This window comes from Pseudonocardia oceanicola, assembly GCF_047200735.1.
Lineage (GTDB): Bacteria > Actinomycetota > Actinomycetes > Mycobacteriales > Pseudonocardiaceae > Pseudonocardia.
In genome coordinates this window covers 36,646-49,255 of record NZ_JBJZON010000039.1, presented here as the reverse complement: position 1 = coordinate 49,255, position 12,610 = coordinate 36,646, and the positions used below count along the sequence as shown (strand labels likewise).

Annotated in this window: 11 protein-coding genes, 1 tRNA gene and 1 pseudogene; 10 read left to right on the top strand and 3 right to left on the bottom strand. The window is 70.3% G+C overall.

All coding sequences use genetic code 11. The features are described 5' to 3' along the window. On the bottom strand, positions 1–622 hold a 622-nt coding region (locus tag ACL02T_RS32625; RefSeq protein ID WP_412834668.1), incomplete at its 3' end, for a transposase family protein. Positions 623–1,434: 812 nt separating this feature from the next. Here ACL02T_RS32625 and ACL02T_RS32620 point away from each other — a divergent pair. The 10 genes and pseudogenes from ACL02T_RS32620 to ACL02T_RS32575 all read left to right on the top strand — a co-directional run bounded on the left by ACL02T_RS32620 (position 1,435) and on the right by ACL02T_RS32575 (position 9,801). Further along, positions 1,435–3,813 (top strand): xanthine dehydrogenase family protein molybdopterin-binding subunit, encoded by a 2,379-nt coding sequence (locus ACL02T_RS32620; RefSeq protein ID WP_412834667.1) that lies wholly within the window; start codon positions 1,435–1,437, stop codon positions 3,811–3,813. Then, positions 3,810–4,691 carry an FAD binding domain-containing protein gene (locus ACL02T_RS32615; protein WP_412834666.1) on the top strand — a complete coding sequence of 294 codons (882 nt, stop codon included), beginning with the start codon at positions 3,810–3,812 and terminating at the stop codon, positions 4,689–4,691. The genes ACL02T_RS32620 and ACL02T_RS32615 overlap by 4 nt, the downstream gene beginning before the upstream one ends. Then, complete coding sequence (locus tag ACL02T_RS32610) at positions 4,688–5,197, top strand: (2Fe-2S)-binding protein (RefSeq protein ID WP_412834665.1); 510 nt, start codon at positions 4,688–4,690, stop codon at positions 5,195–5,197. Before ACL02T_RS32615 ends, ACL02T_RS32610 begins: the two co-directional genes overlap by 4 nt. A 334-nt stretch (positions 5,198–5,531) precedes the next feature. Beyond that, positions 5,532–5,693 carry a LuxR C-terminal-related transcriptional regulator gene (locus tag ACL02T_RS32605; protein WP_412834664.1) on the top strand — a complete coding sequence of 54 codons (162 nt, stop codon included), beginning with the start codon at positions 5,532–5,534 and terminating at the stop codon, positions 5,691–5,693. 417 nt (positions 5,694–6,110) lie between these two features. Continuing rightward, positions 6,111–7,229, top strand: coding sequence for an alanine dehydrogenase (gene ald / locus ACL02T_RS32600; RefSeq protein ID WP_412834663.1), 1,119 nt, complete (start codon positions 6,111–6,113; stop codon positions 7,227–7,229). Positions 7,230–7,762: 533 nt separating this feature from the next. Further along, positions 7,763–7,894 (top strand): annotated as a pseudogene (locus ACL02T_RS32595) (helix-turn-helix domain-containing protein); the annotation flags it as partial. A 285-nt stretch (positions 7,895–8,179) separates the two neighbouring features. After that, the gene (locus tag ACL02T_RS32590; RefSeq protein ID WP_412834669.1) at positions 8,180–8,443 is read left to right on the top strand and encodes a hypothetical protein; all 264 of its coding nucleotides are present in this window, start codon (positions 8,180–8,182) and stop codon (positions 8,441–8,443) included. Positions 8,444–8,808: 365 nt separating this feature from the next. Then, a tRNA-OTHER gene (locus tag ACL02T_RS32585) sits at positions 8,809–8,897 on the top strand. A 119-nt stretch (positions 8,898–9,016) separates the two neighbouring features. Then, positions 9,017–9,451: a YidH family protein gene (locus ACL02T_RS32580; RefSeq protein ID WP_412834662.1), complete on the top strand. Its 435-nt coding sequence runs from the start codon at positions 9,017–9,019 to the stop codon at positions 9,449–9,451. Beyond that, positions 9,448–9,801 carry a DUF202 domain-containing protein gene (locus ACL02T_RS32575; protein WP_412834661.1) on the top strand — a complete coding sequence of 118 codons (354 nt, stop codon included), beginning with the start codon at positions 9,448–9,450 and terminating at the stop codon, positions 9,799–9,801. The genes ACL02T_RS32580 and ACL02T_RS32575 overlap by 4 nt, the downstream gene beginning before the upstream one ends. Before the next feature lie 51 nt (positions 9,802–9,852). Here the strand turns inward: ACL02T_RS32575 and ACL02T_RS32570 are convergent, their stop codons facing one another. After that, positions 9,853–11,058 (bottom strand): NAD(P)/FAD-dependent oxidoreductase, encoded by a 1,206-nt coding sequence (locus tag ACL02T_RS32570; RefSeq protein WP_412834660.1) that lies wholly within the window; start codon positions 11,056–11,058, stop codon positions 9,853–9,855. 52 nt (positions 11,059–11,110) lie between these two features. Beyond that, positions 11,111–12,493, bottom strand: a complete 1,383-nt coding sequence (locus tag ACL02T_RS32565) for an MBL fold metallo-hydrolase (protein WP_412834659.1) — start codon at positions 12,491–12,493, stop codon at positions 11,111–11,113. Positions 12,494–12,610 lie beyond the last annotated feature (117 nt).

The following is a 12,610-nucleotide window of genomic DNA, read 5'->3' as shown; positions in this document are numbered from 1 at the left end:
ACTCGATCCCGGTGGCGATCGTGACGACCTGGAGTGCGCGGATCTCCCGGCGACCGTGGGTGTTCTCGACACTACGGTGACCGACTTCGACATCGCGCCAGGGCAGGTCGGCGAGCTGTCGGTGCACAGTGGGCTGGTTGCCCTTGACCGTGAGCACCCAGTGCGGCCCACGGGCGTGCAGGGTCTGCACGTGTTCTCGCTGGGTGTGCAGGGCGTCCGCGGTGATGCCCGCCCCGGACGGGTCCAGGCCGGTCACGCCGTCGAGCCGCGGCGCGAACCTGGCGATCTCACCGGCCTTCGAGCCGACCGCGGTCTGGCCGAGCACGACCCGGCTGTGGTGGTCGACCACCGCCAGCAGGTGCCGCCCGGCGATCTCGCCGCCGTCCCGGTCGGGGTGTCGGGACCCGAGCGCTGCTGCGGTCTCTTCCGGCAGGTCAGCAGCCCGCTCGGCGATCGCGACCAGTGAGCGGGCGCCGGCAGCTACCGGGCAGACCGCGACGGTCAGCACCGCCACCCGGCCGTGGCGGATCCCGCGGGGCTTCCGCGGATCGGTGACCGCACCGAGTGCTTCACGCAGGTCTGGGGCCAGCTCGACCGGGTCCGGCGGCTCGACCCCGCCCACCCGGTCGAGGACAGCAGCGATCGAGGAAGCTGCACACACGGGCACGGCGCCCCACGGCGATGATCAAGGGTTAGGAACCGCAAGATCACCACCCCAAGCCGTGCCGGCACCTACACTCCGGTGCGCGTGTCGCCGCAGCTCACCACCCACTCACCGCGACTCTGCCGACCCCCTGGCCTCGCCGCCGGTGCGGTCATCGCGGCCGTCCGGCTCCTCGGGCACCACGCTGAGCATGGGTCGTACCTTCCCGACCGTTGGCGCGCCGATCTTGCTTGAGGCCCTGCAGATCATGCGGGAGGGTACGACCCCTCCTCGTCATCCACAGGTTTCAAGCATTGCTCCTGGTTTCGGTGACCGAGTGCGTGAAGTACGCACCGTCGAGGATCGCAAGGTCATCGCGCCGGCGCGTGAGTTGCGGTCGGTCCAGGCAGTGAAGCAGCGGGCGCGCTCCGCCGCGGTCTCTGCGTCCCGGCCCCAGCTCGCCATCATGCTCCTGGTCGTCCCCTTCGTCGTCCTGCAGCCGCAGGTGCGCCGGCGTGTCGCGCGGCCGAGGATCCGGGGGCGCACCCGCCTCGCTCAATTGGCGGTGCGACGAACTCGACGGCGCAGCTTGTGCCGATCCGTCAATGGACACAGGGTTGATCAGCCTCGACGCTGGCTCGCATCGGAAGACCGAGCTGCCGTGCCCGGGCGAGCGATCGCGGCGGCGCCCCGGGGATTCGCGACGACGCACTGCTGTCGTCGCCTCCACCACTGCTGAAGGGCGGATCGTGACTCAGCAACAGACAACACCCGGACTGATCGGCGCTCGTGTGCGCCGCAAGGAAGACCCACGTCTACTCACCGGCCGCGCCCAGTTCGTGGATGACGTCGTGCTGCCGGGCATGCTCGAGGCCGCGGTGCTGCGCAGTCCACACCCCCACGCCCGCATCCGCAGCATCGACGTCAGCGCCGCCCTGGAGCTACCTGGGGTGTTCGCGGTGCTGATCGGGGACGAAGTACGCGAGGCGTGCGCGACGCCGCAACCGGTGGTGTGGCGGATGATCCCCGACCAGCGGATGACCGACCAGTACGCCCTGGCCGTGGCCAAGGTCCGGTACGTGGGCCAGCCCGTGGCCGCAGTGGCGGCGATCGACCGCTATGTCGCCGAGGACGCCCTGGGCCACATCGAGGTGGACTACGACGTCCTGGAGCCGGTCGTCACCCTCGACGATGCTCTGGCTGAGGGGGCGCCGCTGCTCTACGAGGACTGGCCGGACAACATCAGCTGCCGCCAGACCATCCCGAAGGGCGACGCCGCCACGGCGTTCGCCGAGGCCGATGTCGTGGTCAGTGAGACCTTGACCTATGGCCGGCAGATGGGCGCGCCGCTGGAGACTCGCGGCGCGGTCATGTCCTGGGACCCGTTCACCGACCAGCTCGAGGGCTGGATGTCGACACAGTCGCCCAACCTGACCCGTGACCTGCTCGGTGAGGTCCTCGGCCTGCCCGTCGACCACATCCGCGTGCGCACCCCGCACGTCGGCGGCGGCTTCGGCAACAAGTTCGACTTCTACGCGGAAGAGGTCCTTGCGGCGCTGTTGTCCAAGCGCACCGGCCGTCCGGTGAAGATCATCGAGGACCGCCTGGAGAGCTTCGTCGCCAACGCCCACTCCCGCGAGCAGCGCATCGAGGTGTCCGTCGCGGCGAAGTCCGACGGCACCATCATCGGCATGCGGGGCACCGTGTGGGCGGTGCTCGGTGGGCAGCTCGCCACCGTCGGCATCGGCCCCTGTTGGCTGTCGATGGCGCTGATGGCCGGCCCCTACGACATCCCGAACGTCGAAGCGACCGTGGTCGGGGTGGTGACCAACCGCTCTCCCTACGGGTCCTACCGCGGCTGGGGCCAGCCCAAGGCGAACTTCGCCCACGAGCGCATCATCGACAAGCTCGCCCACGCGCTCGGCATGCCCGCCAACGAGGTCCGGCGCCGCAACCTCATCGCCCCGGACAAGTTCCCCTACCCCAGCCAGGTGTTCTTCTACGACAGCGGCAACTACGCCGAGTGCCTGGACATGGCGGAGAAGTCGGTCGCCGAACACGGCTGGGCCAAGCGGCGCGACGAAGCCGCCGCAGAGGGCCGATCGCTGGGCATCGGCTACTCGTTCCACATCGAGATCAGCGCTCTCGGCCCGACCAAGATCATGAACCAGGCCGGGCTGCAGCACGGGTCGTTCGACGAGGAGGTCGTGCGCATCGACTCCGCGGGCGGGGTCACCGTGCGGACCGGGCTCTCGGCCATGGGCCAGGGCATCGAGACCGCGCTCGCCCAGGTCGCCGCCCAAACCCTCGGCGTTCCCGTCGACACGGTGAAGGTGTTGCACGGCGACACCGAGACGAACCCGTTCACCGGCTACGGCACTGGCGCGAGCCGCGGCGCCGCACTCGGCGGCGGGGCGCTGCTGCGGGCCAGCACCCGGCTGCGGGACAAGGTCCTCCGGATCGCCTCGCACATGCTCGAGGCCTCGCCGGAGGACTTGGAGATCACTGACGGCGTCATCGCGGTCAAGGGCACCCCGACGGGGCCCTCGGTCACGATGCGCGAGATCGGGGACGCCGCGTACCGTCGCCTCGCCGGAAAGCTGCCTGACGGCGAGGACCCGACGCTCGAGGAGCGCGACGTGCTCGACCCGGAGAACGTCGCCTTCTCCTACGGCACGACCGCGGTGCTCGCCGAGGTCGACCGGGAGACAGGGCGGGTGGAGCTGCTGGACTACCTGCTGGTCCACGACTGCGGCACCGTCATCAACCCGATGATCGTCGACGGGCAGATCCACGGCGGCGCGACCCAGGGCATCGGCGGGGCGCTGTTCGAGGAGATCGTCTACAGCCCCGACGGGCAGCCGCTCACCACGACCTTCATGGACTACCTCATCCCGACGGCCACGGAGATCCCTCCGTTCGAAACGCTGCACATGACCACCACCGCTGATCACATCCCCGGCGGATTCAAGGGCATGGGCGAGGCCGGGACGATCGGCGCGGCCTCCGCGATCATCGCCGCCGTCGAGAACGCCGTCCCCGAGCTGAACCTGCGGCTCAGCAGGCTGCCAGTGACCCCGCCGCGGCTGCTCGACGCACTCACCGATGCGTCGCCACAGCCACAGACGCACCCCCAGGCTCCCGCCTCGACCTCGGAGGCGTCGTCATGAAGCCCGCACCGTTCGATCACGTCCGTGTCACCAGCGTCGACCACGCGATCGAGACCCTCGTCGCGGAGGACGGCGACGCGAAGATCCTCGCCGGCGGGCAGAGCCTGGTCCCGCTGCTGGCCATGCGACTGGCTCAGCCCACCCGGCTGGTCGACCTGGGCGGGCTGCGGGAGCTGGACTACATCCGCGACGAAGGCATCCACGTCGAGATCGGGGCCATGACCCGCAGCCGGGTCGTGGAGACCTCGCCGGTCATCGCCGAGACGCTGCCCCTGCTCCCGGCCGCGCTGCGCTACGTCGGGCACGTCACCATCCGCAACCGCGGCACCCTCGGCGGCAGCGTCGCGCACGCCGATCCCGCAGCCGAAGCGCCCTCGGTGCTGCGGGCGCTGGATGCGGAGATCATCGCCACCGGCCCGACGGGTCGCCGCACGATCGCGGCGAAGGACTTCTTCCAGGGGTTCCTGTTCAGCGCGCTGGAGCCCGAGGAGGTCCTGACCGCAATCCGGATCCCCAAGCAGCCCGCTGGGTCCGTCGTGGCCGTCGAGGAGTTCGCCCGCCGCCACGGCGACTTCGCCCTGGTCGCCGTGCTGGGTGCCGCCCGGCTCGACCCGTCTGGACGGATCGCCGACGTGCGGCTCAGCGTGGCTGGCGCCGGGCCGACCCCGCTGCGCGCCGACGCCGCCGAGCAGATCCTGAACGGCCAAGTCCCCAGACCGGACCTCGTCGCGGAGGCGGCCACGGCAGTTGCCGAAGCCACCAACCCCGGGGCCGACATCCACGCCCCCGCCGAGTACCGCCGCCATCTGGCCAAGGTCCTCACCAGGCGCTGCCTGGAGCGACTGCTCACCCACGCCGAGAGGAGCGCCGCCGCATGAGCACCCCCACCCGCACCGGTACCAGCGTCTCGATGACCGTCAACGGCGAACAGGTTGATCGACATGTCGACCCTCGCCGCACCCTCTCGGACTTTCTGCGGAAAGACTGCGGCGCCACCGGCGTGCACCTGGGCTGTGAGCACGGTGTCTGTGGGGCGTGCACCGTCCTGCTCGACGGTCGCACCGCCCGCTCCTGCTGCACCTTGGCGGTCCAGGCCGAAGGCGCCGACATCACCACCGTCGAGGGACTCGCCGAGGGTGGGGAGCTGCACCCGCTGCAGGAGTCGTTCTGGAAGCATCACGGCTTGCAGTGCGGGTTCTGCACCCCGGGGATCCTGCTGACCGTCCAGGAGCTGCTCGCCGACAACCCGGACCCCAGCGACGAGGAGATCCGCGAGGGCATCTCCGGCAACATCTGCCGTTGTACGGGCTACCAGTTCATCGTCGACGCCGTCCGTGAAGCGGCCGCCATCTTGCGCGGGGAAAGACCCACCGAGGCGGACTGACGTCCAGCTCCAGCCTCGGAGCGAACCCGTGTCGCCGTCGAGCACCGCTCGGCGGCGACACGGGTGTCCCGGAACACTCGAACGGCAACACCGGAGCGCCACGAGCTGGACTCCGGTCGTCGCCATGAGCAGGTGGGAGAAACCTTGAGCCAATCCAGGTTGACCGCCCCAGCCACAAGGGCGGGTTTGAGCGGTACCGGAGGCGCGCCGCGGCCCACGAGGTCGTCGTGAAGCTGAGTTCCGCCGAGGAAGACGCAGGAGTTGCCCACACCCGTGATGCAGAGACGACTCGGACACGCCGGGCCCCAGCTGGCCGAGCGGGAGGCCTGAGTTCTTGATCTTGGTCGTACTCGACTGCACGGACAGCGAGATCGCCGAGAAGCTCTACACCAGCAACGCCGATGCCAAGTTCCACGTCGGCAGCCTGATGAGGAAGTTCGGGGTCAGCAGCAGGACCGCCGTCGCCTACGAAGCCAACCGCATTGGCTTGATCTAGCCGACACCGACACCAGACCACATCATCCGCGGCTACACCAGGCCCGACGACGCGAAGGTGACGGGACAGCGAATGCTCGGGAGTCGCGACACTTCGCGGATCCAGGGGGGACAAGATGATCGACGTCGTCGTCCCGTTGAAGCGGCTCTCTCGTGACCACTGCGCACATCCGGAATCACAGTCAGTCGAGGCGCGAGAGGTCCTGCCGAGTCGAGCTCGACGCGCTCCGAGCCGATTGAAGATCTGGCACCCGCACCCCGCGACTCCACGTCGCGAACTGAACAATCTGCGCCGAACAAGGGAGTTCCTGCGCAGTTGTTCGAAGCTCCTGGCGCCGGCGTATTCCGTCATTCGAAGATCCTGCTCCTCGGTGAATATCGCCAGCAGTCACCCATCCACTCATCGGAGGTTCTCAATATGCGCATCGGCGTGCCGCGCGAGGTCAAGGACAACGAGTTCCGGGTCGCCCTGACGCCCGCGGGCGTGCACGAGCTGGTGCGGCGCGGTCACGAGGTCCTCGTCGAGCAGGGGGCGGGCCTGGGCTCGTCGATCCCGGGCCAGGAGTTCAAGGCCGCCGGTGCGCAGCTGCTCGCCGACGCCGACGCCGTCTGGGACTCCGCCGAGCTGCTGCTGAAGGTCAAGGAGCCGGTGCAGAGCGAGTACCACCGGCTGCGCGGTGACCTGACGCTGTTCACCTACCTGCACCTGGCCGCGTCCCGGCCGTGTACGGACGCGCTGCTGTCGGCGGGCACCACCGCGATCGCCTACGAGACCGTCCGCACCGCCGACGGGAGGCTGCCGCTGCTCGCCCCGATGAGCGAGGTCGCCGGCCGGCTCGCCCCGCAGGTCGGCGCGTACCACCTGTTGAGCGCGGCCGGGGGGCGCGGTGTGCTGATGGGCGGTGTGCCCGGCGCGCCGCGGGCGCACGTCGTGGTGCTCGGGGCCGGGGTGTCCGGGTCGCACGCCACGCAGATCGCGGTCGGGATGGGGGCGCGGGTGACCGTGCTGGACCTCGACGTCGACAAGCTGCGCGCGCTCGACGCCCGCTATGGCGGGCGGGTCGAGACCGTGCACTCCACCGCCTACGCGGTCGAGCACGCGGTGCTCGACGCGGACCTGGTGATCGGTGCGGTGCTGGTGCCCGGTGCGAAGGCCCCGACGTTGGTGTCCGACGAGCTGGTGGCGCGGATGAAGCCGGGCGCGGTGCTCGTCGACATCGCCGTCGACCAGGGCGGCTGCTTCGAAGACACCAGGCCGACCACGCACGCCGACCCGACCTACCGCGTGCACGAGACCGTCTTCTACTGCGTGGCCAACATGCCCGGCGCCGTGCCGCACACCTCCACCCACGCGTTGACCAGCGTCACGCTGCCCTACATCACCCGGCTGGCCGACCAGGGCTGGCGCGCGGCGCTGCGCGGCGACGCCGCCCTGGCCCAGGGCCTGTCCACGCACGCCGGCGCGCTGACCAACACCGAGGTCGCCCGTGCCCACGACCTGCCCTCGCGCTCCATCGACCACGCCGTTCGCAGCTGACCTCGATCAAATATGTGTCGGCGGCCGACAGCGACACCGTCGGCCGCTGACGGACACGTCAAGAAGAGGACGATGCTGCACGATGATGACCACCGCTAGGCCCAGACCGCACGTCTTCGTCATCGGAATCCCAAGCATCTTCGACGTGCATACAGCCGTACGTCTTGTCCGCCTCATCGACTCACAGATCCAGCACGCTCGCACCACTGCAAGCCGGAGGTCAGTCGTGCTCGTGGACTTCAGGAACGCCTCGACGGTCCATCGGAGAGGCGTTGAGGTACTTGCCCGCGCCTTATACTCCGCGAACTCACGCGGGATGGGCCTTCACCTGGTCGGTCTTGACATTGACTCTGTGACCTTATCCGATCGAACTCGCCAGGTCCTCGATCCGGTTGTCGTATTCAGCTCGATCGAATCGGCCCTGGAGGAGCTCTGATCAGACCGACCTCGACGCTGCCCGCAACAAGCGCAATCTGCGCTGTACCCGCCGAGGAGGAGCAGCCGTGGGTGTCTCCGTCACCAGAAGTTCGGTGATGAACCGTGTGTCCGCCCTGCTGCAAGCCTTGGAGGAGCAGACGTACGGTCTGACGATCAGAGAGCTCGCGAACCGTACGGGAATCCCGAAAACCACGGTCGCCCGTCCTGCTCGCGACCTGACCGGCCTCGCCCTGCTGGCTCGGACCCCCACCGGCCTTGCACCTGGTCCGCGACTACGACGTGTATCGCCATCGGCCCTACGCCGAGCAGTTCTGCCCACCATGCACGATCTCTGTGTGTGTCCGGGCTCACCGTCCCGCTCGCGACACCGAATAACCAGGCGATCACGGACTGGCGGCCGCTTCCGTGGAGCGAGCGGCGCCGACGCCTGGAGCAGCTGCTCGGCGCACGATTGCCGCTCGGGCTGGTGCTCATGCCCACCTCCGCCCAACCCGGCGGTTGGACGACTGTGGATGCGGCAGCACACCGCCTCGGGTGTCGAGGGCGTGGTGGCCGAGCGCGTCGACCAGACCTACCGCGCCGCCGCCCGGGCATGGCGGAAGGCCAAGGCGCGGCCGAGGCGGTCTGGGGGAGTGCTCGGCACCCTCGCCGGTGCCGACGTGCTGATCGTGGGCCGGTTCGGCGCGCACGGGCGGCTGCGGGTCGCCGGCCGCACGACGCCTGTCCGCGGCCGCCCGAGCGCAGCTGCGGGGTGTCCTCACCGTGCCGGCTGGTGAGCATCCGTGGCCGGCGGTGGTCCCGTCGGCCCGGTCCGGACAGCGCCCCAGCGAACCGGTCGCCTACGGGCAAGTCCAGCCAAGCCTCGTCGTCGAGCTCGAAGTCGGCGCAGCCACGAGCAGGAGCGCTGGCGCCATCCGGGTCCGCTTCGTGCGAACTCGCCTGGACCTTCGGCCCGAGGAGACTCGTCAGCGAAGTGCTGGCTGGCATCGCGCCAGTTCGTCTGCGTGTGCTGAAAGGTCCGGCGGTCGTCGTCCTTGGGCTCGTCGGTCCAGCTGCAGCAGCCTCGTCCATCGTGACACGCCCTGTGACACGAAATGAGGCAACCGGAGTGTCCGTAGGGCGCGCGGTCGTCGCGGTGGATGCCGAACGTGGTGGTGGACGCCCTGTCGATCGGTGCGGTCGTGACTTGTCGACAGTCGGTCGTCGGTTCGATCCCGACCTCCGGCTCCAGGCCCGAGCTGCGCGTTCTCCTCGTTCGGCCGGAGCCCGCCCGACGTCGTGGCATCATCCGGGACGCGAGTCGTACTGACTTGCTCGGCGGGCGGCACGGCGGACGGAGGAGACGCGAGGTGGCGCGGACCAGCGGTGACCCGGGCGAACACGACCCCGCCCGGACGTCGTCGGCGGGCACGGGTGAGACCACGGAGAGCGGGGGGTCGAGGCCTGCCGCAGACCCCGACTACCGCTTCACACTCGCCAACGAACGAACCTTCCTCGCGTGGTTCCGCACGTCGCTCGCCCTGATCGCCGGTGGGGTGGCGGTCGTCCAGCTCGTCCCGGAGTTCGCCTTCCCGGGTGCCCGGCCCGCCCTGGGCGTCCTGCTGACGACCGCCGGCGGGGTGCTCTCGGTGGTGGCGTTGCGCCGGTGGCAGCTGGTGCAGGAGGCCATGCGGCGGGAGGAGGACCTGCCGCCGACCCGGATCCCGGCGGTGCTGGGGATCGCGTTGGCCGTGCTCACCGTCTTCGTGGTCGTCCTCCTCGTCCTCTCCGGAGGCCGGTCGTGACCTCCGCGCGTCGCCCGCGGCCGCCGGCCGAACGACCAGGCCTGCAGGGCGAGCGCACCGAACTGGCCTGGGAGCGGAGCGCGCTCGGGTTGCTCGCCGCGGCGGGGTTGCTCCTGTTCCGCCATGTGGGCCCGGCCGTGGGGCGCGTGGTTCTCGTTGCGGCCGACGTCGGTCTGGCGTTGCTGCTCATCTGGTACGGCCGTCGTCGCGGGCGTCGGATCCGGGCTCTCCGGACGCGCCCGGACGGCGGGGGGACCGTGCCCGCCGCCGCCCGGGAGCTGTACGGCGCCACCGCGGCGGCGACGGCGATCGCACTCGGTACCGCGCTGGTGATCCTTCTCGGGACGTAGTCCGCCGCAACGTCTCGGTTCCGGCGCGGCCGCCGGTGGACCGCGCGCTCGTCAGGCGCGGCCCTTGAGCATCAGGTTCCAGTACAGGAACGGCAGGCCGTAGCGCTTGAGCAGCCACATGTCGTAGCGCTCGTGCGTGGTGTCGATCAGCGGGATGGTCGGGTGCGGCTGGAGCGAGTAGTCGAACTCGCACAACAGCATCCGGTTGCGTGCGGTGGTGATCGGGCACGAGGCGTAGCCGTCGTAGCGGGCCCGCGGATCGCGGCCACCGACCGCCGCCAGCAGGTTCTCGACCACCACGGGAGCCTGCTTGCGGACGGCCGCTCCGGTCTTGGAGTTGGGCGTGGAGCCCGCGTCACCGAGCGCGAAGACGTCGGGGAAGCGCACGTGCTGCAGGGTGTGCTTGTCGACCTCGACGTAACCGTTCGGGTTCGCCGGGTCGGCCAGCGGGGTGGACTTGAGCCAGTCGGGCGCCGACTGCGGCGGCACGACGTGCAGGAAGTCGTACTGGATCGCGTCCTTCGTCCCCGCGGCGTTGTCGGTGACGATCGCGGTCCGCCCGACGCCGTCGATCTCGGTGACCTCGCTGTTGAGGCGCACCTCGATGCCGTACCGGGCGACGACCCGGTCCAGCTCGTCGGAGAAGACCTTGACCCCGAACATCGCCGGCGTCGGCAGGACGAGGACCACGCGGATGTCGTTCAGGACGCCTTCCCGGCGCCAGTGGTCGGCGGCGAGGTAGGCGATCTTCTGCGGGGCCCCGGCGCACTTGATGGGGCCGGACGGCATGGCGAAGACCGCGGTCCCGGAGCGCATCGCGCGGATTCGCGCCCAGGTCCGAGGGGCCAGGCCGTAGGTGTAGTTGCTCGACACCATCGGGGTGTCGAGCGCCTCGCTCATGCCCGGGATCTTGTGCCAGTCCAGCTGGATGCCGGGTGCCACCACCAGCTTGTCGTAGGTGACGGCGCGTCCGGAGCGCAGGGTGACCCGCTTCTCGAGGGGGTCGATGTCCTCGGCGGCGTCCTGGATCCACGACGCCGTCCGGGGCATCACCGCCGCTTCGGGGCGGGCGCTCTCGGCCAGCGGCGCGCGGCCGCCGCCGACGAGGGTCCACAGCGGCTGGTAGTGGTGCGTGGTCGCAGGTTCGATCACGCCGACGTCCTCGTGGCCGCTGCGCTGCAGTCGGGCGGCCACCGTGATGCCGGCGGTTCCGCCGCCGACGATGAGGACTCCGTGGTGGGCGTCGGTGGGAGGCATGGGCGAACTCCTTCGTTCGGTGCCGTGAGGTTTCCGGTGGCGGTCGGTGGTGTCAGCCCACGGGCTGGGCGACGGTGGAGGCCCAGGCGCTGTAGCCGCCGAGCAGGTCGGAGACGTCGCTCCACCCCTCCTTGCGGAGCAGCGAGGCGGCCACGCTGGAGCGGTAACCGCCGGCGCAGTGCACGACGACGGGCCGGTCCCGGGGGATCTCCTCGAGACGGTTCGGCAGCTGGGCGAGCGGGACGTGGATCGAGCCGGGGATGGTGCCGGCGATCAGCTCGCCGGTGTTGCGGACGTCGACGACCACCGGCGGGGCGTCGCGGTGCCGGGCCGCGTCCAGCTCCTTGGCCGTGACGCGGCTGGCCCGGGCCATGTGGTCCGGGGCGCCGAGGAATGCGCCCTCGGGCTCGCGCAGGTAGCCGACGACCCCGTCGAAGCCGATGCGGGCCAGCCGGACGACGATCTCCTCCTCGCGGTCCTGCGGTGCGACGACGACGATCTCCTGCTCGGCGCCCACCACGGTGCCCGAGGTCTCCGCGAACCGGCCGTCCGCGGGCACGTTGACCGAGCCGACCAGGTGGCCGGCGGCGAACTCCTGCGGTTCCCGGGCGTCGATCACCACGGCTCCGGTCGCCTGCCTGGCGACGACCTCGTCCAGCGTCAGCGGCGACGGGGCGTGCGCGGCGTCGAAGACCTGGTGCTGCCGGCGGTTCTGGATCGCGTCGTAGAGGAAGTAGCCCGGCGCGGACGGCTGGCCCTCGGTGACGATCGCGACGAACTCGGCCTCGCTCATGGGCTGGCAGGCGTAGTTCGTCGCGCGCTGCTCGCCGATGGTGGACTGGCGCTCGGTGGAGAGGTTCTTGCCGCAGGCCGAGCCGGCGCCGTGTGCGGGGAAGACGCGGACCTGGTCCGGCAGTGTCATCAGCCGCCGGATCGAGGTGTAGAGCATCCGCCCCAGCTCGTCGGACGTGACCCCGACCGAGGCGAGCAGGTCGGGCCGGCCGACGTCGCCGATGAACAGCGCGTCGCCGGTGAGCACCCCGTAGGGCACCTCGTCGTCGGCGTGCTCGAACACCAGGACGCTGATCGACTCGGGGGTGTGCCCCGGGGTCTCCAGGATCTGGAGCGTGACGTCCCCCAGCGGGATGCGCTCACCGTCGGCGAGCTTCCGGATCGGGAAGTCCGCCTCCGCCCGCCGCCCGAAGCCGATCCAGGCACCCGTCGCCGCGGCCAGCTCCAGGTGGCCGGCGAGGAAGTCGGCGTGGAAGTGGGTGTCGATCACGCCGACGACGGTCAGTCCGTGCGCCGTGGCGTCGGCCAGGTATTCGGCGACGTCGCGGCGTGGGTCGACGACGACGGCCTGCTTGGTCGTGTCGTCGGCGATCAGGTACGAGGCCTGGGACAGGCAGTCCAGGTAGTACTGGGTGAAACGCACGGGCACTCCTTCGGTCGGCGGTGTCTGGATGCTTGACCGCAACAGTACCCCTGGGGGTATATTTCCGGCAGGGCACGAGGTCCTGGTGAGTGCGGGACCAGCGGCTCGGAGGTGCGG

What these genes read in the sequence shown, in the direction of transcription:
- ACL02T_RS32570 (WP_412834660.1), bottom strand. Translation starts at nt 11,058, where the DNA reads ATGCCTCCCACCGACGCCCACCACGGAGTCCTCATCGTCGGCGGCGGA.
- ACL02T_RS32590 (WP_412834669.1), top strand. Translation starts at nt 8,180, where the DNA reads ATGCGGCAGCACACCGCCTCGGGTGTCGAGGGCGTGGTGGCCGAGCGC.
- ACL02T_RS32610 (WP_412834665.1), top strand. Translation starts at nt 4,688, where the DNA reads ATGAGCACCCCCACCCGCACCGGTACCAGCGTCTCGATGACCGTCAAC.
- ald (WP_412834663.1), top strand. Translation starts at nt 6,111, where the DNA reads ATGCGCATCGGCGTGCCGCGCGAGGTCAAGGACAACGAGTTCCGGGTC.
- ACL02T_RS32615 (WP_412834666.1), top strand. Translation starts at nt 3,810, where the DNA reads ATGAAGCCCGCACCGTTCGATCACGTCCGTGTCACCAGCGTCGACCAC.